Raw genomic sequence first — 26238 nt, 5'->3', positions numbered from 1 at the left:
TTATTCCGTTAACTTGTTGATAACGATTTTCATTTAGGTTTATTGGTAAACTTAACGTTAATAAATATAAGGTAAATACAGAAGGGAATATAGCGATGGCTATATATTGCCCGCGCAAAATGGCGACAAAATATAGCCGCTGCTATAATTTCAACTCATTGAGTTTTAACCATTATTTTGTATATTTTTTCCAGGTCATCAATATTCTTCACCCGCACCAATAAACGACGTTGTTCCAGTTGTATGACCAGCACGCCGTCTTCAGATAAATTCATCTCTTTAATACGGTTATATTCTATCCATACATTAGCGAAGAAAAAGCCATGACTTTTGAAGATAATCTTAGGCGCTCGGATCCAGAACAGGTAAAAAGCCATTAATGCCAGCACACATAATAACCATGTGGTTAATAAAGCACCCTGGCTCATGGCGTTGTTATAAATCAGGATGGCTAACAGTCCGGCGAAGATGAAGGCATCAACGCGCCCACGGCGCAGAAGAGGAACGGCCAAAAGAGTCTCGCCGTTGCGGCGGGGCATAATGAATTCGTCATAGACGGCATAAGCCAGTAGGGCAACAATAAACAAAACCAGTACGATGTCCGTGACCGTCATTCATCCTCCAGATAAAAAAACCGGGGGCATGCCCCCGGTGCAGAACCACTAAACTTATAGACCCAGCAGACCGATCGCGTAACCGACGATACCGATGACGAAGAAGCCCACGATGATCCACAGCGCATTCACTTTCTTACGCAGCAGCCACATACAGGCGAAGGTCAGCAGCAGCGGCACCAAGCCTGGCATCAACTGATCAAGAATAGTTTGCACAGTGGTCACGCGAGTCTGACCATCCTGACCGGTGATGGTCGAGACCACTAGCGGGATGTTCACATGCGTCCACTTGTTCACCAGCGCCCCCATGACAAACAGGCCGAGGATAGACGCCCCCTCAGTCAGTTTTTGCAGGAAGCCGCCGCCCATATCCTTAACGATATCGACACCTTTGCTGTAGCCGTAGGCAACGCCGTAATAACGGGTCAGCAGTCGGACTGCGTTGAACAGGATGAAGAACAGAAGAGGACCCAGCAGGCTGCCGCTCATGGCGATGCCCGCACCCAGTGCTGCAAAGACAGGGCGCACCGTACCCCAGAAGATTGGGTCACCCACGCCTGCTAGCGGTCCCATCAGACCGACTTTGATCCCGTTGATAGCACCATCGTCGATCTCAGCGCCGTTCGCACGCTGCTCTTCCATCGCCAGCGTTACGCCCAGAACAGGTGCGGCGACGTAGGGATGCGTGTTAAAGAACTCCAGGTGACGTTTAATCGCCTGACGACGTGCTTCGTTGTTTTCCGGATACAGGCGTTTGATTGCCGGGACCATGGAGAAACAGAAGCCCAGCGCTTGCATACGTTCGAAGTTCCACGAACCCTGGAAGAGGTTTGAACGAAGGAACACGCCACGAATATCACCCGGAGTCAGTTTCTTCTCAGGGGTAGTTTTAGTCATATCAACCATTTCGCTCACCTGCTAGTCCAGTTCGTTATCGAGATCGTTGCTACCCGGAGCTTGCGCTGGGGCACCTGCGACGCGGTTATATTTCGGGCTCAACTGGATGTACAGAATCGCCATCACTGCACCAATCACACCCAGTGCAACCAGGTTGAAGTTGGTGAAGGCCGCAGTCACAAAACCGAGGTAGAAGAACGGCATCAGGTAGCCTGCGCGCATCATGTTGATGACCATCGCGTAACCGACCACAACAATCATGCCACCCGCGATGTTCAGACCGCCGGTCACCACTTCAGGAATGGCGTTCAAAAGGCCCTGGACTTCGCTGGTACCCACAGAAATTGCCACGATAACCGCAGGAATCGCAATACGCATTGCCTGGAGGAACAGCGATGAAACGTGGATCCACGAAAGGGCCGTCAGGTTTCCGCTATCCGCCGCTTTATCTGCCGCATGCTGGAAAGCAACGGTAATGGTACGAACGATAATGGTCAGAACCTGGCCCGCTGCGGCCAGTGGAATTGCAAGGGCAATACCCGCACCGATGTTTTGGTGTCCGGCAATAACCAGAACGGTAGAAATGATGGACGCCAGTGCGGCATCAGGCGCAACCGCCGCACCGATGTTCATCCAGCCCAGGGCGATCATTTCTAGCGTACCACCGATGATAATACCGGTTTTCATATCGCCAAGAACGGCGCCAATTAACGTACAGGCCACCAGAGGACGGTGGAACTGAAATTCATCAAGTACGGATTCCATACCCGCAATACACGCGACGATGAACACCAGCACAATCTGAAGAGTGGTAATCTCCATTGTACTTCTCCTATAACATAAGCTTTGTGTAAAAAATCAGCGCAGGGTTATTTCCCAACTTTGCCGATCAAATCCATCATTTTCAGTTTCTGATCGGTGGAGACCTTACGGGCTTCCAGCTCAATACCGCGAGCATTCAATTTTTTGAATGCTTCGATATCTTTTTCATCGACTGAAATCGCATTGTTGACCTGAGTTTTCCCCTGGCGGAAAGCGATACCGCCAATGTTCACCGAGGTGATGTTCACGCCGCCTTCAACCACGCGTTCGACATCGGTCGGGTTGGTAAACAGCAGCATCACGCGCTCGCCCGCATATTTCGGGTTGTTATAAACGCGGATCATTTTGGCGACATCCACGACGTGCGCGGTAACGCCCGGAGGAGCAACCTGGGTAAGAAGCGTTTTACGCACGGTATCGGCGGCGACTTCATCACTGACAACAATGATACGTTTAACGTTGGTTTCTTTCGTCCAGCGTGTGGCGACCTGGCCGTGGATCAAACGGTCATCGATACGGGCAAGCCCGATAATCATGTAATCGTTCGGTCCCATCGGTTTGGCAGGGGTGGCGGCTTTGACCGCGGCGGCGACCGGCGCGGGTTTCTCTACCGGTTGTGCTTTGAGGGCTTTTACGCCTTCACGGCCTGTTTCGACAGCCAGTGCGACCAGTTCGTCGAAACTCGGATTGTCATCACGGGCCATCAACGTTTCCACGAGCATGGGAATATTGACGCCTGCAACGACCTCATGATGCTCTTTATCGACGACAATGCGGCTGGCGGCATTGAACGGGCTGCCACCCCATGTATCGACGAGAAACAGCACGCCTGAGCGAGTATCCAGCTTCTCCAGTTGAGCCGTATATTTCTCGATTAGCGTTTCCGCGTTTTCACCTGGAACGAAATCGATCCAGCCCACGTTTTCCTGCTCACCCAACAGCATTTCTGCCGTTTTGAGTAACTGCTCTGCAGCCCAACCATGTGTGCCTATCACAATAGCAATGGTCACTTGCTACCTCCTTTATTATCATTAATACGCCTGCCAGGCAGTCGTACTGAGAATCTTCCCCGGCGAACCGAATCGATTCAGATAAGGGTTAGAGTTCAATTAAATAAGACTTCCGGGAATTATTTTAGACAGTGAAAAAATAATTTATGTGATGAAGATCCGTAATTTAGCGATGTAGAACAGATTTATCCCAAATGAAAATCGACTCTGTTACAGAACTTTGCAAAGGAAAGTAAATCTTTGCTAAAAACCTATTGTCTCTGATATGTTTAGCCTCCGTTTAATTGACAGGAGTAAAGGGCTTAGCCCACTGTATGGACCGTCACCGACGTCAGTCATCTACCAGGCCATTTAGCGCCTCGCTCGCCGGCGATTCTCGCCACACGTTGAACATGTCTACCGCCATTTCGCCCACTTCTTGCGTGGCGCCGTTTTGTCATTCCTTTAGCAGGAGCTTGTCATGGAATTCTTAATGGACCCGTCAATCTGGGTGGGATTACTCACGCTGGTTGTGCTCGAAATTGTTCTCGGTATCGACAACCTGGTGTTCATCGCCATCCTCGCGGATAAGCTGCCGCCAAAACAGCGCGACAAAGCGCGTTTAATCGGTCTTTCGCTGGCGCTGATCATGCGTCTTGCGCTGCTATCTGTCATTTCGTGGATGGTCACACTGACCAAACCGCTGTTCACCGTCTGGGATTTCACTTTCTCGGGTCGCGACCTGATCATGCTGGTGGGGGGCCTTTTCCTGCTCTTCAAAGCGACGACAGAGTTGCATGAGCGGCTGGAAAACCGGCAACACGACGATGGTCACGGCAAGGGCTATGCGAGTTTTTGGGTCGTCGTCATGCAGATTGTGGTGCTTGATGCCGTCTTCTCACTGGATGCGGTGATTACCGCGGTCGGCATGGTTAACCATCTGCCGGTGATGATGGCTGCAGTCATTATCGCGATGGCTGTGATGCTGCTGGCTTCTAAGCCGCTGACGCGTTTTGTGAACGAACATCCAACAGTGGTTGTCCTGTGTTTAAGCTTCCTGTTGATGATTGGCCTGAGTCTGGTCGCTGAAGGTTTTGGCTTCCATATTCCGAAAGGCTACCTGTACGCCGCAATTGGTTTCTCGATTATCATCGAGCTGTTCAACCAGATTGCGAGCCGCAATTTCATCAAGCAGCAGTCTAACCAACCGCTGCGTGCCCGCACCGCCGACGCCATTTTGCGTCTGATGGGGGGCCGTCGTCAGTCAGTGCAGCCTGAATCTGCGGGTAATGCTCCGGTTCCTGTGCCGGTTGGCGCTTTTGTCGAACAAGAACGCTACATGATTAACGGCGTGCTTTCGCTGGCGTCCCGTTCCCTGCGCGGCATCATGACGCCACGAGGTGAAATCAGCTGGGTTGACGCCAATCTGAGCGTGGACGAAATCCGTCAGCAGCTTCTGTCGTCACCACACAGCCTGTTCCCGGTGTGTCGTGGCGAACTGGACGAAATCATCGGCGTGGTTCGCGCTAAAGAGATGCTAGTCGGTCTGGAAGAGGGCGCGAACGTTGAAGCGATTGCCGCCGCAACGCCAGCGATTGTGGTTCCGGAAACGCTGGACCCTATCAACCTGCTTAGCGTTCTGCGTCGTGCTCGCGGTAGCTTTGTTATCGTGACCAACGAATTTGGCGTGGTGCAAGGTCTGGTGACGCCGCTGGACGTGCTTGAAGCGATCGCGGGTGAATTCCCGGATGCCGATGAAACGCCAGAGATCGTTGCTGATGGCGACGGTTGGCTGGTTAAAGGCGCAACGGACCTGCATGCGCTGCAGCACACGTTGGGTCTTGATAACATCATTAATGATGAAGAAGACATCGCTACGGTTGCGGGTTTGGTGATTGCTATCAACGGGCAGATCCCGCGTACGGGCGATATCCTTGAGCTTCCACCGCTACAAATCACGATCGTGGAAGCGAATGATTATCGCGTTGACCTGGTGCGTATTGTTAAAGAACAGTCTGCCCACGACGACGAAGAGTAAACGGACTTAACGTAACGGCATAATTCTCAAAAAAGGCTTGTTACGCTGCGCTGGTGGAGGTGAACTCTCCGCCAGCCATTTCGGAAAATCCTTGAGCGGCATCGGCCGTGCATACAAAAATCCCTGTAACGTATTCACACCGTGATGGCGCAAATAACGTGCCTGTTCCTGTGTTTCCACGCCTTCCGCTACCAGCTCAATATTGAGCCGTTGACCCAATGCGATAATAATATCCGTCACCGTGGAATTCACCGCGTCCGTTCCCAATGCCATCGTGAAAGACTTATCAATTTTGAGCACGTCAGGGCGCAATTTCTCTAACCATGACAGGGAACTGTTTCCCGTACCAAAATCATCGATGGCAAGTTTCACCTCTTTGCGATGCAACTCGCGAACCAGGCGATAATCCCCGTCCAGCAGGGCATCGCGCTCGGTAAGTTCAACGATTAACTGTTGTTTTGGATGCGCACTGAACCAATAACGATTCAGATCATGCAGCAAGGTACCGTTGCGAAAATGGCTGGCCGCTACGTTAATACCGATATGAAACCCTTTGTTGGCAGGGAAATAGCCAATCTGGCGGACCGTTTCGGTCATCACGTAGCGCGTCAGGGGAACAATCAAATTATGTTCCTCCGCCAGTGGAATAAACACGTCCGGGGATATCCAGCCCTGACGGGGATTATTCCAGCGCAACAGGATCTCCACACCGACGCATTTTTGCGTGCGGGCATTAAGCAGCGGCTGGCAAAAAAGCTCAAATTCCCGCGCGGCTAATCCGAGATTAATTTCCCATGTAAAACTCATCCGGCTGGCAGTGGCAAGCCAGGCTATATAGCCCAGCAGCAGGCTTATCAATACCGCCAGCGGAAGTTGTGAGGGCAAGTTTTTCAACGCCAGCTCACTGGCGCCAGGGCCGCTGACCAGGATAGTAAAAGGGAAATGCGCAGAGGTCTGGCGCAGAATCATGGTGTCTTCAGGCACGTTCAGCGTATCGGTGACGCTTTGACCATCGCGAAGAAATTTATCTCCCACTTTCAGGCTGACGTCGGTGATCAGCGGACTCTGCGGCTCAAGCATCATTTTGGTGATGAGATCGATATTCACTACCTGCATGACACCGTCTTCTCCGGCGTCAGACACGGGATACCATTGAATTAAAATGGGGCTGCCTTTGAGCAACGACTGGTCGGTAGATAAGATGAGCTGAGGCTGACTGGAAGGCAACGCGGGTTGAGTCAGGCGTATCTGGACGTTACGGTCGCCAAAAATACTGGAGCAATACAGAATGCCCTCTTTAACGAGCGCAATCGAACGCACCGTTTGCAACGTCGCCGCCCGTTTACGCAGCATTAGATGGGCCTCAGAGCAGGGGACACCGACTAATGATTGCAACTCATCGCGTCCGTTTTGTAACGGAAGCAGAATCTTATCCAGCGCTGTGACGGAGTGGGTCGCAAAGGCCTGGATGCGTTCCTGATTTAAATTGCGCTGCGAAATAAAGCGGACGCCCAACGTCAAAATGAGCGTAAGAAGCGCCACCATCACACAAACGATAACGCGTTTTTGGCGATATTTTTTTATGATCCTTTGTGCAGTTTGCATGAAAGGCCGCCCGATACGCCGCCAGCACCCAATGCCAGAGGCAACAAAGCAAGTGTAGTGGGGAAATATTACGCTGACGAGAAAGGCGAAAAATATCGCCCATCCGTTGCAGATGGGCGAGGGGAAGTATCAGGCGCTGTGTTTAGTCACACTGCACTTTGATCGCCAGACCACCGCGAGAGGTTTCACGGTATTTAGCATTCATGTCTTTACCGGTTTCGTACATGGTTTCGATGACTTTATCCAGCGAAACGCGGGGCTCACTGGTACGGCGCATCGCCATGCGTGTGGCGTTGATCGCCTTGACCGACGCAATCGCGTTACGCTCGATGCAAGGAACCTGTACCTGACCGGCAACCGGGTCGCACGTCAGACCCAGGTTATGCTCCATGCCGATCTCAGCTGCCACGCAAACCTGTTCCGGGCTTGCGCCTAACAGCTCTGCCAGACCTGCCGCCGCCATTGAACATGCCACACCCACTTCACCCTGACAGCCCACTTCAGCACCAGAGATAGACGCGTTCATTTTGTACAACGCGCCAACAGCACCCGCTGTGAGGAAGTAGCGGATATAAATATCTGCGGTGACCGGTTCGATAAAGTGATCGTAATAAGCCAGAACTGCCGGGACGATACCGCATGCGCCGTTTGTTGGCGCGGTGACCACACGGCCGCCTGCGGCATTTTCTTCGTTTACCGCCAACGCGAACATATTCACCCAATCGATCACATTCATCGGATCGTTGGAGAATTTGTCCGTGGTGACCAGCATACGACGCAGCGCTGACGCACGTCGTGGAACGCGCAGCGGACCTGGCAACACGCCTTCGGTGTTAATTCCCCGGTCGATACATGCCTGCATGGTTGTCCAGACGTTGCCGAAATAGGCTTCAATTTCGCTTTTGCTGTGCAGTGCCAGTTCGTTTTGCATCACCATCCCGGAAAGGGACAAGCCGGTTTCATGGCAATAATCGAGCATCTCTTTGGCGGATTTAAACGGATACGGAACGTTAACGTCGCCCGCAGCGTCTTTACCAAAGTGCTCTTCATCGACGATAAAACCACCGCCGATAGAGTAATAGGTTTTGCTGTAAACCACTTTTTCGCCGTTAAAGGCGTGGATCTGCATTCCGTTCTCATGCAGTGACAGGTTATCACTGCGAAAACGCATGCCGTCGTCATGCGGGAAATCCACTTCGTGCTGACCTTTTGCCAGCAGCAGGCGACCGCGTGTTTCTACGTCTCGAATGAACGCCGGAATGGCGTCAATATCAACGGTGTCCGGCATATTTCCAGCCAGACCCATAATAATGGCGATATCGGTGTGGTGGCCTTTACCCGTCAATGACAGCGAACCGTAAACATCTACAGCTACACGGGTAACGCTTTCCAGTAATCCTTTTTCGACCAGATCATCGACGAACTGTTTACCGGCCTTCATCGGCCCTACAGTGTGGGAAGAGGATGGACCAATCCCCACTTTGAACATGTCGAATATACTAATCACTTTCTCACTCCTGACAGGGTTACTGGGGTTCCAGTAACGATGTTATAACTGCGCATAGTGTAAGAGGGAACCCTGGGATCGGCTGAACTATTCACATGAATAAAACTAATGATAATGAGTGAATTTACTAATGCCGAGACCGCTACGGTAAACTTGTGTCAGCAATCATTGAGTAAAGTATATATGCTCATGATTTCGGCAGGCAGGAGAGGGATGCGCGTCACAAAGTTCGCGCACCCGGCGTAGAAATGCGTAACGGAGAATTAAGGCTTCATTCCAATTTGCAGGGCCAGTTCGCGAATAATCCCCGCCGTCATGCCCCAAACAAAATAATGCTGATACCAGGATAACCACACGCGGTGATCGTGCCCACGACGTTGAATATCCAACGGATGATAGCGGCTCAAACGCAGCGCTTCGCTGAGGGGCATTTCGAATACGGCCGCGACTTCTTCTTCACTCGCGTGATAATGCAGGTCGGGGGGAATAATGCCTACGACTGGCGTGACCTGAAACCCGGTCACGCTATCCACGGGCGGTAGCACGCCAATTATTTCAACCACTTCCGGTGGAATGGCGACCTCTTCGTGAGCTTCTCGTAGCGCGGCGGCAATCAACGATGCGTCAGTGGAATCCACCGCACCACCGGGAAACGCCACCTGACCCGGGTGCTTACGCATGTGTGATGAGCGTTTGGTGAGTAACAGGCCTGGCTGTTCGCGACGCACCACCGGGATCAACACAGCGGCTTGTCGGCTGTTCAACACGTCGCGACTCATCTTCGGACGCAAGAGCTGAAAACGCGACAAAAAATCATCCAGAGTTAAATCGTGAGTCTCCATCCGTTAGCTCTCCAGTTGTTGCAGGATGCGGTTTACTTTATCAAAGGTTTCCTGATATTCAGCATCGACCTGACTGTCCGCCACGATGCCGCCACCCGCAGAACAATAGAGTTGTCCGTCGCAGGCCGTCAGGGTACGAATGGTAATGCTGGTGTCCATGGTGCCGCACACGCTCACATAACCAATGCTTCCGCACCAGGCGTTACGACGATGCGGCTCCAGTTCGTCGATAATTTGCATCGCACGGACTTTCGGTGCACCGGTGATTGACCCACCAGGAAACGCCGCGCGCAGCAGATCGCAGGCGGAACGGCTGGCAGGAAGCTGGGCGGTAATGGTGCTGACCAGATGGTGAACCGCCGGGAACGGCTCCACGACAAACAGTTCTGGTACGCGTACGCTACCTGGAACCGCAACACGGCCAATATCGTTACGCATTAAATCGACAATCATCAGATTCTCGGCACGATCTTTCGGTGATGCGGCCAGTTTTTCGGCCTGCTCGCGATCGGCTTTGGGGTCTGACAGGCGCGGAAGCGTGCCCTTAATCGGGCGCGTCTGAATGGTTCCGTCAGCCAGATGTATAAAACGTTCAGGCGACAGGCTCAAGATTGCGCCCTGTTCCAGGCGCAGAAACGCGCTGAACGGTGCACGATTGTTCGCGTTTAAATGCGTAAACGCCTGCCACTCATCACCGCGATACGTGGTCTGGAATCGTTGGGCGAGATTGACCTGATAGCAGTCACCGCTGTGTAAATACGCCTGAACCTGCCCGAACTTTTCAGCATAGTCCTGGGTGCTCATATTTGAGTGCCATGCAGACGTCAGCGAAAACTCAGTCGTCTCGGGCACGGGTTGCCGGTCAAGCCATGCCAGTCGGGCATTCGCGTCCGAATGGCTGAGAAGCGAAACCACTTTTTTGTGGTGATCGACAATGATTGCCCAGTCATATAACCCCACCGCCATATCCGGCAGCGAAATATCATTTTGCGCCATAGTGGGCAGCGTTTCGAAGCGACGACCCAGATCGTAACCAAAAAGGCCCAGCGCCCCGCCCTGAAAAGGCAGGTCAGGATGGGAATCCGTAGGCAGTGCCAGCGCGTGGAGCTCGTGTTCAAGTAACGTCAGCGGATCTTCATGAGACAAACGAGAGCGTGCAGAGGTAATGCGCGTGGTATCGCCCTCGGTGACCAGCGTCGTCAGTGGGTCAGCCACCAGAATATCAAAGCGGCTATAAGGGTGATCCGCGTACCCGGAATGCAGCAGCATTGCCCAGGGGAGAGGGCTTAAGCGCGTAAACCAGAATTCGGCGGCGTCATGGCGCCACGGCAATGTAATGACAGTGGGGGGTAATGTCTTCATGTGTGGCATACTACCGGGCAGCGTGAAATAATGAGCGCAGATAATTTAGCAGGAGTTGACAATGTTTGCAGGTTTACCTTCCCTGAGCCACGAACAGCAGCAAAAAGCGGTAGAGCGAATTCAGGAACTCATGACCCAGGGCATGAGCAGCGGAGAGGCCATTACAACGGTGGCTCAGGAAATTCGCGCCACCCACACCGGAGAGCGGATTGTGGCGCTTTTTGATGATGAAGACGACGAAGAGTAATCGGGCTTAAACCGCCGCGATGATTTTGATCTCGACCTTGTATTCCGGCTTCATCAGCGTGGCCTGTACGGTACAACGTACAGGCGCGTGACCCGCCACAACCCACGTGTCCCAGGCTTTGTTCATCGCCGCAAAATCGTCTTTGTTTGCCAGGAAAATCGTCGCATCCAAAATCCGCGACTTTTCGCTGCCCAGTTTTTCCAGCATCGCATCAATTTGTGCCAGCGTATTGGCCGTTTGCTCAAATGCGTCAGCATCCAGGTTTTCCGGCACGCCGGTGTAATAAATGGTTTGGTTGTGAACGACGACGTCAGACCAGCGGGCTTCGGCATCAATGCGCAAAATTGTCATAAATTTTTTCCTGATTATTTTCCATCGCAATGGGCAAGACTGCCACATTGTTCCGCGCTCGTCACTATTTCGACTGGCACAGAAGAGGGCGGGCTGACATAATCCCTGTGCAAAAATACAGTGAGAGAGAAACGTGGCAGACGATTTTGCAGCAGAGGGTCAGTTAGCGCAGGCGATTCCCGGTTTCAAGCCGCGTGAGCCGCAACGACACATGGCGGAAGCGGTAACCCGCGCCATTCAAAACACCCAACCCCTGGTGGTTGAAGCGGGAACCGGCACGGGCAAAACGTATGCCTATCTCGCGCCGGCGTTGCGTGCAAAAAAGAAAGTGATCATCTCTACCGGCTCAAAAGCGTTGCAGGATCAGCTCTACAGTCGCGATTTGCCGACGGTCGCCAAAGCGCTGAAATACAAAGGCCGTCTGGCGCTGCTGAAAGGCCGCTCAAACTATCTCTGCCTGGAGCGCCTTGAAGCGCAGGCTCTTGCGGGCGGTGACCTGCCGGTACAAACCCTCAGCGATGTGATTATTCTGCGCGCGTGGGCGAATCAAACCACCGATGGGGACATCAGCACTTGTGCGAGCGTCGCGGAAGATTCTCAGGCGTGGCCGTTGGTCACCAGCACCAACGATAACTGCCTTGGCAGCGACTGCCCAGTGTATAAAGATTGTTTTGTCGTCAAAGCGCGTAAAACCGCAATGGACGCCGACGTAGTGGTGGTTAATCACCACTTATTCCTGGCGGATATGGTGGTTAAAGACAGCGGCTTTGGCGAGCTGATCCCCGAAGCGGAAGTGATGATCTTCGATGAAGCGCATCAGTTACCGGATATCGCCAGCCAGTATTTCGGTCAGTCGCTGTCCAGCCGTCAGCTGCAGGATCTGGCTAAAGATTTCACTATTGCCTACCGCACCGAATTACGGGACACCCAGCAGCTGCAGAAATGCGCCGATCGTCTCGCGCAAAGCGCGCAGGATTTCCGCCTGCAACTCGGTGAGCCGGGTTTTCGCGGTAACCTGCGTGAATTGCTGGCTGACAGCAATATTCAACGCGCGCTGTTGCTTCTCGATGACGCGCTGGAGTTGTGCTACGACGTGGCTAAACTGTCGCTTGGCCGCAGCGCCTTGCTGGATGCGGCATTTGAACGCGCCACGCTCTATCGCACGCGTCTGAAACGCCTGAAAGAGACCAACCAGCCCGGTTTTAGCTACTGGTACGAATGCACCGCTCGCCAGTTCACGCTCGCCCTGACGCCGCTGACCGTGGCAGATAAATTCAAAGAAGTGATGGCCCAGAAACCGGGCAGCTGGATTTTCACCTCCGCCACGCTGTCGGTGAATGACGATCTCCATCACTTCACCGAACGTCTGGGTATTGAAAACACCGAATCCCTGTTGCTGCCCAGCCCGTTTGATTACGAAACGCAGGCGTTGCTGTGCGTCCCACGTAATTTACCGCTGCCCAATCAACCGGGCGCAGCGCGGCATCTGGCGGCGATGCTTAAGCCGATGATCGAAGCCAACAATGGCCGCTGCTTTATGCTGTGCACGTCGCACGCGATGATGCGCGACCTGGCGGAACAGTTTCGCGCCACGATGACGCTGCCCGTCCTGTTACAGGGAGAAACCAGCAAAGGCCAACTTCTGCAGCAGTTCGTCACCGCCGGGAACGCATTGCTGGTGGCGACCAGCAGCTTCTGGGAAGGGGTGGACGTGCGCGGCGATGCGCTGTCGCTGGTCATTATCGACAAATTACCGTTCACCTCCCCTGACGATCCGCTGCTCAAAGCGCGAATGGAAGATTGCCGTCTACGTGGCGGCGACCCGTTTGATGACGTGCAGTTGCCGGATGCGGTGATCACCCTTAAACAGGGCGTTGGACGTCTGATTCGTGATATCGATGACCGCGGCGTGCTGGTTATCTGCGACAACCGTCTGGTGATGCGTCCATACGGCGCGACGTTTCTGGCGAGTTTGCCGCCCGCGCCACGCACCCGCGACATCAATCGTGCCGTGCGTTTCCTGGCGAACCCAACGGCGGAGTAATTCGCCGTGGAGTGTGCTAAGATGCGCGCCATTTTCTGACTGACCACTGCGAGAGCGCGAGACCCATGCGAATTCTGGCTATTGATACCGCAACAGAGGCGTGTTCTGCCGCCCTCTGGGATAACGGTAACCTCTTTGCCCATTTTGAAGAGTGTCCCCGGGAACATACCCAACGTATTCTGCCGCTGGTAAAAGACATTTTGAACCAGGGCAACACCTCCTTAACTGAACTTGACGCGCTGGCGTTTGGCCGTGGGCCAGGCAGCTTCACCGGCGTGCGCATCGGCATCGGCATTGCGCAGGGCCTGGCGCTGGGCGCAAATCTTCCGATGATCGGCGTATCAACGCTTGCCACTATGGCGCAAGGCGCTTTCCGAAAAACTGGCGCAACGCGTGTGCTGGCGGCTATTGACGCGCGCATGGGTGAAGTCTACTGGGCGGAATACACCCGCGATGAGCGGGGTATCTGGCACGGTGAAGAGACCGAATGCGTGCTCAAACCGGAAGCCGTTGGCGAGCGGTTGAAACTCCTTTCTGGCGATTGGGCTACAGTAGGAACGGGATGGCCAGCCTGGCCGGACATGGCCAATGAAAGTGGCCTGACGCTGGTCGATGGCAACATGTTGCTGCCGGCGGCAGAAGATATGTTGCCAATCGCGTGTCAGCGCTTTGCTGCGGGAAAAACCGTTGCAGTTGAACAGGCTGAGCCAGTTTATTTGCGAAATGAAGTCGCCTGGAAGAAACTTCCAGGCAGAGCGTGAATCTCAGTAATAAGAGCTGAGAAAAGGGAGTCGCATCATGGCGGTTCAAAAGAAAGTTGTACGTCTGATTATGGCGAGTGCGATTGCCGTCGCGTTGAGTGGTTGTGTGACCGTCCCTGACGCGATCAAAGGAACCAGCCCTACGCCGCAGCAAGATTTGGTGCGAGTGATGAATGCCCCTGAACTGTACGTCGGGCAGGAAGCGCGTTTTGGCGGGAAAGTGGTTGAGGTTATCAATCAGCAGGGCAAAACCCGGCTCGAGATTGCAACGGTTCCGCTGGATAGCGGCGCACGGCCCGTGCTGGGAGAAGCCTCCCGTGGGCGTATTTACGCTGATGTAAATGGTTTCCTCGATCCGGTTGATTTCCGTGGACAACTGGTCACGGTTGTCGGGCCAATCACTGGCGCGGTTCAAGGCAAAATCGGCAGCACGCCGTATAAATTTATGACGATGCAGGCGAACGGCTATAAACGCTGGCGCGTCACGCAGCAGGTTATGCTGCCGCCGCAACCGATCGATCCCTGGTTCTGGGGTCCGCATCCCTACCGTTACGGCTACGGTGGATGGGGCTGGTATAACCCAGGCCCGGCGCAGGTACAGACCATCGTAACAGAATAACGTATTGTTATATTTAGATAAGAGACAGCGGCTCAGCCGCTGTCTCTGTTTTTTACGGCGATAACACAAAAAAAAGAGTGACGCGCTTCGCAACCTTAAATCTGGACAATTAATAAACTGGTACGCTGAGTTAATATAATGTTAACGAACTGTTTATTCTCGGGGTTGCGATGACGACGAACGCTCATTTCAGAGGTGATGCATTGAAGAAGGTTTGGCTAAACCGGTATCCTGCGGATGTTCCTGCGGAGATCAATCCTGACCGTTATCAATCCCTGGTTGAATTATTTGAAAATTCCGTCACGCGCTACGCCGATCAGCCTGCGTTTGTGAACATGGGCGAAGTGATGACCTTCCGCAAACTGGAAGAGCGTAGCCGGGCGTTTGCGGCTTACCTGCAGGAAGGCTTAGGGCTGAAGAAAGGGGATCGCGTCGCGTTGATGATGCCAAACCTGCTTCAGTATCCGGTGGCACTTTTTGGCATTCTGCGTGCGGGCATGATCGTGGTCAACGTCAACCCGCTCTATACGCCACGCGAGCTGGAACACCAGTTGAACGACAGCGGTGCAGCGGCGATTGTCATTGTCTCCAACTTTGCCCACACCCTGGAAAAAGTGGTTGATAAAACGCAGATCCGCCACGTTATCCTCACGCGTATGGGCGATCAGCTTTCGACGGCCAAAGGCACGCTGGTTAACTTCGTCGTCAAATACGTTAAGCGTCTGGTCCCGAAATACCATCTTCCGGACGCGATCTCTTTCCGCCGCGCGCTGCACAACGGCTACCGTATGCAATACGTGAAGCCAGACGTGGTGCCGGACGATCTGGCGTTCCTGCAATACACCGGCGGGACGACCGGCGTGGCGAAAGGCGCCATGCTGACGCATCGCAATATGCTGGCCAATCTCGAGCAGGTGAATGCGACCTACGGTCCGCTGCTGCATCGTGGCAAAGAGCTGGTGGTCACGGCATTGCCGCTGTATCACATTTTTGCGCTGACCATGAACTGCCTGCTGTTTATCGAACTGGGCGGACAAAACCTGTTAATCACCAACCCACGTGATATTCCAGGCCTGGTTAAAGAGCTGGCTAAATATCCGTTTACGGCGATGACGGGCGTGAATACGCTCTTTAATGCGCTATTAAATAATAAAGAGTTCCAGCAGCTCGATTTTTCTACCCTTCATCTTTCGGCGGGCGGCGGGATGCCGGTTCAGCAAGCCGTGGCCGAACGCTGGGTAAAACTCACGGGCCAATACCTGCTTGAAGGCTACGGTCTGACGGAATGCGCGCCATTAGTCAGCGTGAATCCGCATGATATTGATTACCACAGTGGAAGCATTGGTCTGCCGGTTCCCTCAACAGAAGCCAAACTGGTCGACGACGAAGATAATGAAGTTGCGCACGGTGAACCGGGTGAACTATGCGTCAAAGGCCCTCAGGTGATGCTGGGCTACTGGCAGCGACCTGACGCCACTGATGAAATCATGAAAGACGGCTGGCTGCATACGGGTGATATTGCGGTGATGGATGACGATGGATTCTTACGAATCGTCGATCGTAAGAAAGACATGATTCTTGTCTCCGGCTTCAACGTCTACCCCAACGAAATTGAAGATGTCGTCATGCAGCACTCCGGGGTGCTGGAAGTGGCTGCCGTTGGCGTTCCTGCGGGAAGCAGCGGCGAGACGGTGAAGATTTTCGTGGTTAAGAAAGAATCCTCATTGACCGAAGATGAACTCATTACTTTCTGCCGCCGTCAGCTCACCGGATATAAAGTGCCGAAGTTGGTCGAGTTCCGCGATGAATTGCCAAAATCGAACGTCGGGAAGATATTACGACGAGAATTACGTGACGAAGCGCGCGCCAAAGTGGACAATAAAGCCTAAGCTTCGAGTAAGTCGCCATGAGACGCCGGTTTAGCCGGCGTTTTTTATGGGCGCAAACCTAAGAGAAACCGTTTTGAATTACCAGATGATCACAACCAACGACGCACTGGCAACGCTGTGCGATGTCACTCGCGACTTTCCCGCCATCGCTCTGGATACCGAGTTTGTCCGCACGCGGACCTACTATCCGCAGTTAGGTTTGATCCAGATGTACGATGGCAAGAATGTGTCTCTCATCGACCCTCTCGGCATCACCGACTGGTCGCCGATGCGTGAACTGCTGCTCAATACGGCCATCACCAAATATCTGCATGCGGGCAGTGAAGATCTGGAAGTGTTTCTCAACACCTTTGGCATCATGCCGGAACCCTTAATCGATACGCAAATTCTGGCCGCATTCACGGGCCGACCGCTCTCCTGGGGTTTTGCTGCGATGGTTGAAGAGTACACCGGCATTGCACTCGACAAGAGCGAATCGCGTACCGACTGGCTGGCGCGCCCCCTGACTGAACGTCAGCTTGATTATGCTGCCGCCGACGTTTTCTATCTGCTGCCTATCGCCGGTCAGCTGATGAAAGAGGCCGAGGCCGCCGGTTGGCTTGATGCGGCGCTGAATGAGTGCCGAATGACTCAGCAGCGCCGTCAGGAAACGGTTGATCCGAAAGATGCCTGGCGCGATATCACCAACGCCTGGCAACTGCGAACCCGTCAGCTTGCCTGCCTGCAACTGCTGGCCGACTGGCGTCTGCGTAAGGCGCGTGAGCGCGATTTGGCCGTGAACTTTGTGGTTCGTGAAGAGCACCTTTGGGCTGTGGCGCGCTATATGCCGGGCAGCATGGGTGAGCTGGACAGCATTGGCTTGTCCGGAAGCGAGATCCGTTTCCACGGGAAAACCCTGCTGGCATTGGTCGCGCAGGCGCAACAACTGCCAGAGGATCAACTGCCTGAGCCGCTGTTAAATCTGATGGATATGCCTGGCTATCGTAAGGCGTTCAAAGATATCAAAGCGCTGGTGCTGGAAGTGGGAACGGAAAACAAAGTGAGTCCTGAACTGCTGGCGTCACGTCGTCAGATTAACCAACTGCTGAACTGGCACTGGAAGTTGAAAACGCAAAATGGCCTGCCGGAAATGATGGCGGGCTGGCGCGGTGATTTGATGGCCGATCGACTGAAAGTGCTGCTGGAAGGCTATCCGCGTTAAGCAATGATAACCCCGGCACGCAACGTGACGCCGGGGTTAATTTTCCGTCACACGTCTAGGGACGCGACTCTTCTGCTTCTGGCAGCGTGACGTTCAACTCCAGAATCGAAATATCTCCGTCCTTTTGCTCAAGCTGCACGGTGACCATTTCCGGGTCGATCTGCACGTACTTACAAATCACTTCCAGAATGTCTTTGCGCAGCTGCGGCAAATAGTGCGGTTCTGCATCGCTACGGCGACGCTCCGCGACGATAATTTGCAGTCGCTCTTTTGCGATGTTAGCGGTGCTTTTTTTCCGCGAGAGAAAAAAGTCCAGTAATGCCATAACTTATCCTCCGAACAGGCGTTTGAGGAAACCTTTCTTCTCTTCTTCAATGAAGCGGAAAGGACGTTCTTCTCCCAACAGACGGTCAACGGTATCAGCGTAGGCTTTACCCGCGTCTGCCATGATGTCGAGGATCACAGGCTCACCCTGGTTAGAGGCGCGCAATACGGATTGATCTTCCGGAATCACGCCCAGCAGTTTGATACGCAGGATCTCGAGTACGTCTTCCATGCTAAGCATGTCACCTTTGTTGACACGACCCGGATTATAACGGGTCAGCAGCAGGTGTTCTTTGATGGGTTCCTGACCATTTTCCGCACGGCGGGATTTGGACGCCAGGATTCCCAGGATTCGGTCAGAGTCACGCACGGACGACACTTCAGGGTTAGTGGTGATGATCGCTTCATCAGCGAAGTAGAGCGCCATCAATGCACCGGTTTCGATACCTGCTGGTGAATCACAGACAACGAAATCGAATTCCATTTTCTTCAGTTCTTCGAGGACTTTTTCAACGCCTTCGCGAGTCAGTGCGTCTTTATCACGCGTCTGAGAAGCAGGCAGGATAAAGAGGTTCTCGGTGCGCTTATCTTTAATCATCGCCTGATTTAACGTGGCGTCGCCTTGAATGACGTTGACGAAGTCATACACCACGCGACGCTCGCAGCCCATAATCAAATCCAGATTACGCAGGCCGATATCGAAATCGATAACAACGGTTTTCTTTCCCTTCTGGGCCAAACCAGTAGCGATGGCCGCGCTGGAGGTGGTCTTGCCAACGCCTCCTTTACCCGAAGTCACAACAATAATGCGTGCCATAGAAATTCCTTGTTAAAAGGGATCAATTCAACGGTTGAACAGTCAAAGCGTTTTCTGCCAGTAACAGACGGGCCGCTTTGCCATAAAATTCAGCTGGGATTTTATCGCTCAGCCAATATTCACCTGCGATGGAAACCAGTTCCGCCGTCAGATGGGTACAAAAAATTTGCGCATCCCGATCGCCACTGGCACCTGCCAGCGCGCGGCCTCGCATCATGCCGTAGACATGGATATTGCCATCGGCGATAAGCTCTGCGCCAGCGCTAACGTGGCTTGTCACAATCAGATCACAGTTTGGTGCATAAATGCGCTGACCGGAACGAACCGGTACATCAATCATTCGCGTTTTTGTGACTGGCGTTACAGTTTGCGTTTGCGGCGGGGGCGTTGGGGCTTCTTTTGGCGCAGAACGCGCCGTTTTTTCTTTCCCTTCATTCAGAAGGGGAAGGCCTGCGCGCTCGATTTCATTTTTTAATTTGGCATCTTTACAGCCACTGATGCCCACAATCCGCAGACCGGTGGATGAAACCGCCTGCTGAAGATGCTGCCAGTTTACCGGCGCATCCAGACCACTGACGTTCACCACCACGGGGGCGTGTTTCAGAAAAGCAGGGGCCTCTGCGATTTTGTCTTCTAACGCCTGACGAATAACCTCGGGTTTTGCATCATGCAAATGAACCACTGATAAGGTGAAGCTACTGCCTTTAAGCTCGATGGGCGTGTTTGACATCCTGGCCTTACTCAATTTGCTATTAATCGCTGCACATTCGCCGCGATATTCCGAAGAGTATCAGGCATGTTATAGTCACTGGTATATTGAGGCAAGCAACCACCCGTTAATTCAGAGTAAAAACATGTTTTGTGTGATCTATCGAAGTGCTAAACGCGACCAGACCTATCTTTATGTCGAAAAGAGAGATGATTTTTCCCGTGTGCCTGAAGAATTAATGAAAGGGTTCGGCACGCCGCAGTTGGCGATGCTGTTGCCGTTGGACGGGCGCAAGCAGCTGGTCAACGCCGATCTGGAAAAAGTCAAAACCGCATTGAAAGATCAGGGCTATTATTTACAGCTTCCGCCACCGCCTGAGAATTTATTAAAACAGCATCTCGAAGGCGAAGGGAAAAAATAACGCCGGAGAAATCCGAGGACGATATATCAACCGTTTAGGGGATGAGCATGTATCAGCATCATAACTGGCAAGGCGCATTACTGGATTATCCTGTGAGTAAAGTCGTTTGTGTTGGTAGTAATTATGCGAAGCACATTCAGGAAATGGGCAGTGCCGTGCCAGACGAACCGGTTTTGTTTATCAAACCCGAAACCGCACTGTGTGATATTCGCCAGCCGCTGGCGTTGCCGCAGGGGCTGGGGTCGGTTCATCATGAAGTCGAACTGGCTGTGCTGATTGGCGCGACGCTGCGCCAGGCCTCCGAAGCGCATGTGCAGAAAGCGATTGCGGGATACGGCATTGCGCTGGATCTGACGCTTCGCGATGTGCAAAGCAAAATGAAGAAAGCCGGGCAGCCGTGGGAAAAGGCCAAAGGATTTGATAATTCTTGTCCAATTTCCGGTTTTATCCCGACGGCTGACTTTAAAGCCGATCCGCAGAGTACGTCGCTCAGCTTGAAAGTGAACGGCGATATCCGCCAGCAGGGCAATACGGCCGATATGATCCATAAAATCCTGCCGCTCCTCGCCTACATGAGCCGCTACTTCACCCTTAAACCGGGCGATGTCATTCTCACCGGCACGCCGGAAGGGGTCGGTCCGCTGAGCAGTGGCGATGAACTCGACATCGAATTTAACGGCCAGTCTGTTAAAACCCGCGTGCTGTAAAATCCTTTTGCCGCCTTTAATCGGCGGCAAAACTTGCATCCACGTGCCAGACTCGTTATAAGGTGCGCTTTCTGTTGACGTGTGGACATCATCCTTATGAGCGAAATCCCTTTCTGGCAAAGCAAAACTCTCGACGAAATGACCGACGTGGAGTGGGAATCGCTGTGTGACGGCTGCGGACAATGCTGCCTTCATAAGCTGATGGATGAGGACTCCGACGAAATCTATTTTACCAACGTCGCGTGCAAGCAGTTGAATATCAAAACCTGCCAGTGCCGTAACTATGAGCGTCGTTTTGAGTACGAGCCTGATTGCATCAAGCTGACGCGCGATAATCTCCCCACCTTTGAATGGTTGCCGCATACCTGCGCATATCGTCTGCTGGCCGAGGGGAAAGGGTTACCGACCTGGCATCCGCTGCTCACCGGTTCAAAAGTGGCGATGCATGGTGAACGTATTTCTGTTCGCCATATTGCGGTGAAAGAATCTGAAGTGCAGGACTGGGAAGACCATATTCTGAATCATCCCAAGCGGGCATAAAAAAACCCGCCGAGGCGGGTTATTTCAAACGACCAAACAAGTCTCGTTGTTTCGGCTTGAACGGTTGGGCAATCAGCACCAGCAGCGCTATGACGAAGTAGGCAACAAAAATACCCACCAGCCACTGCGGCATCTCCAGCGTCAGGAATTCCCACTGACGTACGGAGCAATCACCTGAAGCAACGAATACCTGCGGCAGCCATTTGTCCAGCGGCAGCCAGCTTGGGAAGCGAGCGGCAAAATCACAGGTCAAGAACGGCGAAGGATGCAGCTGCATTGCAGTGTGCTGCCACGCAAGCTCAATGCCTTTCCAGGCACTGTATAACCAGATAGCGATCCCGGCGTAGCGCAGCGGTGATTTCGGAGCAATTGCACCGACAATCCCTGCACCCATAATGCCGAAAAGCGCACAACGTTCGTAAATACATAACACACATGGTTTCAGCAACATCACATGCTGGAACCAAAGCGCTACCATTTCCAGCGCAAAGGCGGTCAGGGCCATCAACAACCACGCCCCGCGACCGCGAGAGCACTGGTTCAAATATCGCAACATAATTATTTCCCTGGAACTTGCTTAGAAAGCGCAGTGTAAACCAAAACGTTTTATGCGCCACCTGCTCCTGGCAAAATAAAGCGTAATTGGATATTTATAATGCAGAAAGCCAAACCGGGCAGCGAACTGCCCGATATCAGGGACTTAATGCGCCGCCAGTATACCTATTTGCATGAGCCATTGCGTATAGGGAATGAGGGTAAATTTGACGCACAGCAAACCTACCAGCGTTAATACGACCGTATAAGGCAGCGCCATCCACACCATTCTTCCATAGGAAAGTCGAATGAGTGGTGCGAGAGCAGACGTCAACAGGAACAAAAAGGCCGCCTGACCATTCGGTGTCGCGACAGAAGGCAGGTTAGTCCCGGTATTAATCGCCACCGCCAGCAGCTCAAATTGGTTGATGCCAATCGCACCGCTCTCCAGTGCAGTCTTCGCTTCATTGATATACACCGAACCGACAAACACGTTATCCGAGATCGACGACAGCAGACCATTAAAGAGATAAAACAGCGACAACTGAGAATCTTGCGAGGCCTGCAACACAAAATGAATGATGGGTGTGAACAACTGCTGGTCGATAATCACCGCCACGATGGCAAAGAAGACGGCCAGCAGGGCGGTGAAGGGCAGCGCTTCGGTAAAAGCCTTGCCGATCGCGTGCTCATCAGTCACGCCCGTAAAGGACGTCGCCAGAATAATCACCGAGAGGCCGATTAAACCCACCTCCGCCAGATGAAACGCCAGGGCGAAGATCAGCCATGCACCGATAATCCCTTGTGCGATTAAGGCCAGCTTTTCCTGACGAGTACGCTGGCTGCGGCTTTTCAGGTCGAACTCATGCAGCACATCGCGTACCGCTCCAGGAAGCTGCACGCCATAGCCGAAGGTTTTTGTCCTTTCGAGCAGGAAACAGGTCAGCATTCCGCAGATAAAAACAGGCACGCTGACGGGGGCGACGCGCAAAAAGAACTCGGTGAAATTCCAGCCAGCTGCTTTCGCAATAATCAGGTTTTGTGGCTCCCCGACCATCGTCATCACACCACCCAGCGCAGTTCCCACACCTGCATGCATCATCAGGCTGCGCAAGAATGCGCGGAATTGTTCCAGTACGTCACGCTTGTTGACGTCGAGCTGGCTGTCATCCTGAAGACCGTTATCGCTGCTGGACGACGCGACGCGGTGGTAAATGCCGTAAAATCCGATTGCGACGCTAATCACCACGGCCACGACGGTCAGGGCATCGAGGAACGCAGAGAGAAACGCAGCCGCCACGCAGAACGAGAGAGAGAGCACCGTTTTGGAGCGAATACTCAGCAGCAGGCGGGTAAAAATGAAGAGCAATAACTGCTTCATGAAGTAAATCCCTGCCACCATAAACATCAATAGCAAGAGCACTTCAAGGTTGGTCGCCAGTTCGTTTTTCACCCGTTCGGCGCTGGTCATGCCGATGACAACGGCTTCAATCGCCAGCAGGCCGCCAGGCAGTAGCGGATAACACTTCAGTGCCATCGCCAGCGTAAAGATAAACTCGGCGACCAGCAGCCATCCGGCCATAAACGGCTGAAAGATGAACACCAGCGGGTTAATAATCAGAAAAACAAGCAGCGTCAGCTTGTACCAGTCAGGAGACTGGCCTAAAAAATTGCGCCACAGGGCGCGCCCATAAGAAATTTCCACGACAGACTTCCTTCCCCGCCAAAGTTAAGCAAAACATTATTATACGCATAATCGGCGTGAATGCCCCACGCGGGCAGGGACGGGTATTTGATAAAAATGAAACAGTGATCCCTTTTTTCCGTCTTCGCTGCGCTACCTGCCTCCGCAAGCCTCTGGTATGATGAGTCCATTAGCTAAAGCTGTGTAATGGAAATCTCACTATGGTCATAAAGGCGCAAAGCCCGGCGGGTTTCGCTGAAGAGTACATCATTGAAAGCATCTGGAATAACCGTTTTGCGCCTGGAACGATTCTTCCCGCTGAACGCGAACTCTCTGAACTTATTGGCGTCACACGAACCACCTTACGCGAAGTGTTACAGCGTCTGGCACGTGATGGCTGGTTGACCATTCAGCACGGCAAACCCACCAAAGTGAACAACTTCTGGGAAACGTCGGGTCTGAATATTCTTGAAACGCTCGCACGCCTCGATCATGAAAGTGTTCCTCAGCTGATTGATAATTTGCTGTCAGTGCGCACCAACATCTCGACCATTTTTATTCGTACCGCCTTCCGCCAGCATCCCGATAAGGCGCTGGAAGTATTGGCGACGGCGAATGCCATTGAAGATCATGCCGATGCCTTTGCGACGCTGGACTACAACATTTTCCGTGGTCTGGCGTTTGCCTCAGGTAACCCAATTTACGGGCTGATCATCAACGGCATGAAAGGGCTGTATACCCGCATTGGACGTCACTATTTCGCCAATCCTGAAGCCCGCAGCCTGGCGCTCGGCTTCTATCATAAGCTCAGCGAACTCTGTTCCGAGGGGATGCACGATCAGGTTTACGAAACGGTACGTCGTTACGGTCGTGATAGCGGCGAGATCTGGCACCGTATGCAGAAGAATCTGCCCGGCGATTTAGCGATTCACGGGCATTAACAGTAAAAAGCCTCTCGAATGAGAGGCTTTTTTTGCGTTGTGTTAGTAAGCGTTATTTAAAGAGAGTTAGTACGCGCCGGGCAACGTTCCAGTAATTCCACGCTACCATCTTCGTTTTGTTGCTCCATCATCACGTCAAAACCCCACAGGCGATGAACATGCTTGAGTACCTCTTTGCGCCCTTTATCCAGCGGGGCACGGTTATGCGGAATATACCGCAGCGTCAAGGAGCGGTCGCCGCGCAGATCCACATTCCACACCTGGATATTCGGCTCCAGATTGCTCAAGTTATACTGTGAGGACAGGCGCGAGCGGATCTCACGGTAACCCTCTTCGTTGTGAATCGCTGAGATTTCGAGATAATTGTTGTGATCGTCATCCAGCACCGTAAAGAAGCGGAAATCACGCATAATCTTTGGCGACATAAATTGGCTGATAAAGCTCTCGTCTTTGAAGTCGCGCATCGCAAAATGCAGCGTTTCCAGCCAGTCTGATCCGGCAATATCCGGGAACCAGTATTTATCCTCTTCCGTCGGCGACTGACAAATGCGTTTGATGTCCTGGAACATCGCAAACCCGAGCGCATACGGGTTAATCCCGCTATACCACGGGCTGTTGTAAGGCGGCTGGAACACCACGTTGGTGTGGCTGTGCAGGAACTCCAGCATAAAGCGCTCGGTCACTTTCCCTTCGTCGTACAGATGATTGAGAATGGTGTAGTGCCAGAACGTCGCCCACCCCTCATTCATTACCTGCGTCTGTTTTTGCGGATAGAAATACTGGCTCACCTTACGCACGATACGCAGGATTTCACGCTGCCAGGGTTCCAGTAGCGGCGCGTTTTTTTCCATAAAGTAGAGAATGTTCTCCTGCGGCTCGGAAGGATAACGCCGTGCTTCGGCAACGGTTTTCTCTTCTTCGCGTTTCGGCAGGGTGCGCCACAGCATATTTACCTGGCTTTGCAGATACTCTTCACGACTTTTCTGCCGTGCTTTTTCTTCCTGCAGAGAGATTTTCTGCGGGCGTTTGTAGCGATCAACGCCGTAATTCATCAGCGCATGACAGGAATCGAGCAGTTTCTCCACTTCATCCACGCCGTAGCGCTCTTCGCATTCGGTAATGTATTTCCGTGCGAAAATCAGATAATCGACAATCGAGCTGGCATCGGTCCAGCTGCGGAACAAATAGTTATTTTTGAAGAAGGAGTTGTGCCCGTAACAGGCATGCGCCATGACCAGCGCCTGCATGGTAATGGTATTTTCTTCCATCAGATAGGCAATACACGGGTTTGAGTTGATAACGATTTCATACGCCAGCCCTTGCTGACCATGTTTGTAGAGCCGCTCTGTCTCTATGAATTTTTTGCCGAATGACCAGTGAGGATAGTTGATAGGCATCCCGACGCTGGAATAGGCGTCCATCATCTGTTCGGAGGTAATCACTTCAATCTGGTGGGGGTAGGTATCCAGCCGATACAGTTTGGCTACCCGGTCAATCTCGGCCAGGTAAACATCGAGTAATTCAAAGGTCCAGTCGGGTCCATCGCTGAGACGTGTGCTGTCCTTGTTCATCGAATCAATGGTAGCCATTAGCGCGCCCTCGTTGTCGGTGCTCTCTCTGTCTGGAGAGCCTCCTTTCAAGCATAGAACAACGCTTTCAAAAACGTGCTGGCGTAGAAATGTTTTCTTTACGATTTCGCGTTTGTGATCTGATAGAAAACGTCACGTCGACAGAGCATTCTGCTGGTTAACGATAAAGCGTAGCACGAGATCC

At 52.8% G+C, this 26238-nt stretch carries 27 protein-coding genes; 12 read left to right on the top strand and 15 right to left on the bottom strand.

Annotated features, from left to right (window positions below; genetic code table 11):
• Positions 1-155: 155 nt before the first annotated feature.
• Genes ACKI5T_RS20650 through manX form a run of 4 tightly spaced genes read right to left on the bottom strand, consistent with a single transcriptional unit; the run spans position 156 to position 3343 of the window.
• Positions 156-614, bottom strand: a complete 459-nt coding sequence (locus ACKI5T_RS20650) for a DUF986 family protein (RefSeq protein ID WP_407439856.1) — start codon at positions 612-614, stop codon at positions 156-158.
• A 54-nt stretch (positions 615-668) separates the two neighbouring features.
• On the bottom strand, positions 669-1520 hold the full coding sequence (locus ACKI5T_RS20645) for a PTS mannose transporter subunit IID (RefSeq protein WP_012017770.1): 852 nt from the start codon (positions 1518-1520) through the stop codon (positions 669-671).
• A 12-nt stretch (positions 1521-1532) separates the two neighbouring features.
• The gene (locus tag ACKI5T_RS20640) at positions 1533-2333 is read right to left on the bottom strand and encodes a PTS mannose/fructose/sorbose transporter subunit IIC (protein ID WP_012017769.1); all 801 of its coding nucleotides are present in this window, start codon (positions 2331-2333) and stop codon (positions 1533-1535) included.
• A 47-nt stretch (positions 2334-2380) separates the two neighbouring features.
• Complete coding sequence (gene manX, locus ACKI5T_RS20635) at positions 2381-3343, bottom strand: PTS mannose transporter subunit IIAB (RefSeq protein WP_059179741.1); 963 nt, start codon at positions 3341-3343, stop codon at positions 2381-2383.
• A gap of 314 nt (positions 3344-3657) precedes the next feature.
• Between manX and ACKI5T_RS20630 the strand changes: the two genes are divergently transcribed.
• A complete protein-coding gene (locus tag ACKI5T_RS20630) occupies positions 3658-3816 on the top strand; it encodes a protein YoaL (protein WP_407439853.1) in 159 nt (52 codons plus the stop codon).
• Positions 3804-5360 carry a CNNM family cation transport protein YoaE gene (yoaE, locus tag ACKI5T_RS20625; RefSeq protein ID WP_407439851.1) on the top strand — a complete coding sequence of 519 codons (1557 nt, stop codon included), beginning with the start codon at positions 3804-3806 and terminating at the stop codon, positions 5358-5360. The genes ACKI5T_RS20630 and yoaE overlap by 13 nt, the downstream gene beginning before the upstream one ends.
• Before the next feature lie 6 nt (positions 5361-5366).
• On the opposite strand, the gene ACKI5T_RS20620 is transcribed toward yoaE, so the two are convergent.
• From ACKI5T_RS20620 to pabB, 4 genes are all read right to left on the bottom strand, one after another.
• The gene (locus ACKI5T_RS20620) at positions 5367-6965 is read right to left on the bottom strand and encodes an EAL domain-containing protein (RefSeq protein ID WP_407439849.1); all 1599 of its coding nucleotides are present in this window, start codon (positions 6963-6965) and stop codon (positions 5367-5369) included.
• Between the two features lie 142 nt (positions 6966-7107).
• Complete coding sequence (gene sdaA / locus ACKI5T_RS20615) at positions 7108-8472, bottom strand: L-serine ammonia-lyase (RefSeq protein ID WP_407439848.1); 1365 nt, start codon at positions 8470-8472, stop codon at positions 7108-7110.
• 263 nt (positions 8473-8735) lie between these two features.
• The gene (locus ACKI5T_RS20610; RefSeq protein WP_407439846.1) at positions 8736-9314 is read right to left on the bottom strand and encodes a CoA pyrophosphatase; all 579 of its coding nucleotides are present in this window, start codon (positions 9312-9314) and stop codon (positions 8736-8738) included.
• A gap of 3 nt (positions 9315-9317) precedes the next feature.
• On the bottom strand, positions 9318-10685 hold the full coding sequence (gene pabB / locus ACKI5T_RS20605; RefSeq protein ID WP_407439845.1) for an aminodeoxychorismate synthase component 1: 1368 nt from the start codon (positions 10683-10685) through the stop codon (positions 9318-9320).
• A gap of 52 nt (positions 10686-10737) precedes the next feature.
• Here pabB and ACKI5T_RS20600 point away from each other — a divergent pair, with 52 nt between their 5' ends.
• On the top strand, positions 10738-10923 hold the full coding sequence (locus ACKI5T_RS20600) for a YoaH family protein (RefSeq protein ID WP_012017762.1): 186 nt from the start codon (positions 10738-10740) through the stop codon (positions 10921-10923).
• 6 nt (positions 10924-10929) lie between these two features.
• On the opposite strand, the gene ACKI5T_RS20595 is transcribed toward ACKI5T_RS20600, so the two are convergent.
• The gene (locus tag ACKI5T_RS20595; RefSeq protein ID WP_407439843.1) at positions 10930-11274 is read right to left on the bottom strand and encodes a RidA family protein; all 345 of its coding nucleotides are present in this window, start codon (positions 11272-11274) and stop codon (positions 10930-10932) included.
• Between the two features lie 133 nt (positions 11275-11407).
• Here ACKI5T_RS20595 and ACKI5T_RS20590 point away from each other — a divergent pair, with 133 nt between their 5' ends.
• The 5 genes from ACKI5T_RS20590 to rnd all read left to right on the top strand — a co-directional run bounded on the left by ACKI5T_RS20590 (position 11408) and on the right by rnd (position 17788).
• Positions 11408-13318 (top strand): ATP-dependent DNA helicase, encoded by a 1911-nt coding sequence (locus tag ACKI5T_RS20590; RefSeq protein WP_133630054.1) that lies wholly within the window; start codon positions 11408-11410, stop codon positions 13316-13318.
• 65 nt (positions 13319-13383) lie between these two features.
• Positions 13384-14079, top strand: coding sequence for a tRNA (adenosine(37)-N6)-threonylcarbamoyltransferase complex dimerization subunit type 1 TsaB (gene tsaB / locus ACKI5T_RS20585; protein ID WP_407439841.1), 696 nt, complete (start codon positions 13384-13386; stop codon positions 14077-14079).
• 37 nt (positions 14080-14116) lie between these two features.
• Positions 14117-14698, top strand: a complete 582-nt coding sequence (locus tag ACKI5T_RS20580) for a Slp family lipoprotein (RefSeq protein WP_012017758.1) — start codon at positions 14117-14119, stop codon at positions 14696-14698.
• Between the two features lie 203 nt (positions 14699-14901).
• Positions 14902-16587 carry a long-chain-fatty-acid--CoA ligase FadD gene (gene fadD / locus ACKI5T_RS20575; protein ID WP_407439839.1) on the top strand — a complete coding sequence of 562 codons (1686 nt, stop codon included), beginning with the start codon at positions 14902-14904 and terminating at the stop codon, positions 16585-16587.
• Between the two features lie 73 nt (positions 16588-16660).
• Positions 16661-17788 carry a ribonuclease D gene (gene rnd, locus ACKI5T_RS20570; protein ID WP_407440107.1) on the top strand — a complete coding sequence of 376 codons (1128 nt, stop codon included), beginning with the start codon at positions 16661-16663 and terminating at the stop codon, positions 17786-17788.
• Positions 17789-17843: 55 nt separating this feature from the next.
• On the opposite strand, the gene minE is transcribed toward rnd, so the two are convergent.
• From minE to minC, 3 genes are read right to left on the bottom strand one after another with little or no spacing between them, the layout of a single operon-like run.
• Positions 17844-18113: a cell division topological specificity factor MinE gene (gene minE / locus ACKI5T_RS20565; protein WP_010432714.1), complete on the bottom strand. Its 270-nt coding sequence runs from the start codon at positions 18111-18113 to the stop codon at positions 17844-17846.
• Between the two features lie 3 nt (positions 18114-18116).
• Positions 18117-18929 (bottom strand): septum site-determining protein MinD, encoded by an 813-nt coding sequence (gene minD, locus ACKI5T_RS20560; RefSeq protein ID WP_012017755.1) that lies wholly within the window; start codon positions 18927-18929, stop codon positions 18117-18119.
• Between the two features lie 22 nt (positions 18930-18951).
• Positions 18952-19659, bottom strand: coding sequence for a septum site-determining protein MinC (gene minC, locus ACKI5T_RS20555; RefSeq protein WP_407439837.1), 708 nt, complete (start codon positions 19657-19659; stop codon positions 18952-18954).
• Between the two features lie 124 nt (positions 19660-19783).
• Here minC and ACKI5T_RS20550 point away from each other — a divergent pair, with 124 nt between their 5' ends.
• From ACKI5T_RS20550 to ACKI5T_RS20540, 3 genes are all read left to right on the top strand, one after another.
• A complete protein-coding gene (locus ACKI5T_RS20550; RefSeq protein ID WP_059179810.1) occupies positions 19784-20059 on the top strand; it encodes a YcgL domain-containing protein in 276 nt (91 codons plus the stop codon).
• A gap of 47 nt (positions 20060-20106) precedes the next feature.
• Positions 20107-20766, top strand: a complete 660-nt coding sequence (locus tag ACKI5T_RS20545; protein WP_407439836.1) for a fumarylacetoacetate hydrolase family protein — start codon at positions 20107-20109, stop codon at positions 20764-20766.
• 96 nt (positions 20767-20862) lie between these two features.
• Positions 20863-21306, top strand: a complete 444-nt coding sequence (locus ACKI5T_RS20540) for a YcgN family cysteine cluster protein (RefSeq protein ID WP_133630059.1) — start codon at positions 20863-20865, stop codon at positions 21304-21306.
• Positions 21307-21325: 19 nt separating this feature from the next.
• Here ACKI5T_RS20540 and dsbB read toward each other — a convergent pair whose 3' ends face one another.
• Together dsbB and nhaB are read right to left on the bottom strand one after the other, a co-directional pair.
• Positions 21326-21862 carry a disulfide bond formation protein DsbB gene (gene dsbB / locus ACKI5T_RS20535; protein WP_407439834.1) on the bottom strand — a complete coding sequence of 179 codons (537 nt, stop codon included), beginning with the start codon at positions 21860-21862 and terminating at the stop codon, positions 21326-21328.
• A gap of 144 nt (positions 21863-22006) precedes the next feature.
• On the bottom strand, positions 22007-23545 hold the full coding sequence (gene nhaB / locus ACKI5T_RS20530) for a Na(+)/H(+) antiporter NhaB (protein ID WP_407439833.1): 1539 nt from the start codon (positions 23543-23545) through the stop codon (positions 22007-22009).
• 200 nt (positions 23546-23745) lie between these two features.
• On the opposite strand from nhaB, the gene fadR reads away from it, so the two are divergent.
• Positions 23746-24465 (top strand): fatty acid metabolism transcriptional regulator FadR, encoded by a 720-nt coding sequence (gene fadR, locus ACKI5T_RS20525; protein ID WP_407439832.1) that lies wholly within the window; start codon positions 23746-23748, stop codon positions 24463-24465.
• Positions 24466-24521: 56 nt separating this feature from the next.
• Here fadR and ACKI5T_RS20520 read toward each other — a convergent pair whose 3' ends face one another.
• Complete coding sequence (locus ACKI5T_RS20520) at positions 24522-26054, bottom strand: SpoVR family protein (RefSeq protein WP_012017747.1); 1533 nt, start codon at positions 26052-26054, stop codon at positions 24522-24524.
• Between the last annotated feature and the right edge of the window lie 184 nt (positions 26055-26238).

Origin of the sequence: Lelliottia sp., from assembly GCF_045627565.1 — a bacterium.
GTDB lineage: Bacteria > Pseudomonadota > Gammaproteobacteria > Enterobacterales > Enterobacteriaceae > Enterobacter.
The sequence above is the reverse complement of the archived record's forward strand: the minus strand, read 5'-3'. Positions and strand labels throughout refer to the sequence as shown.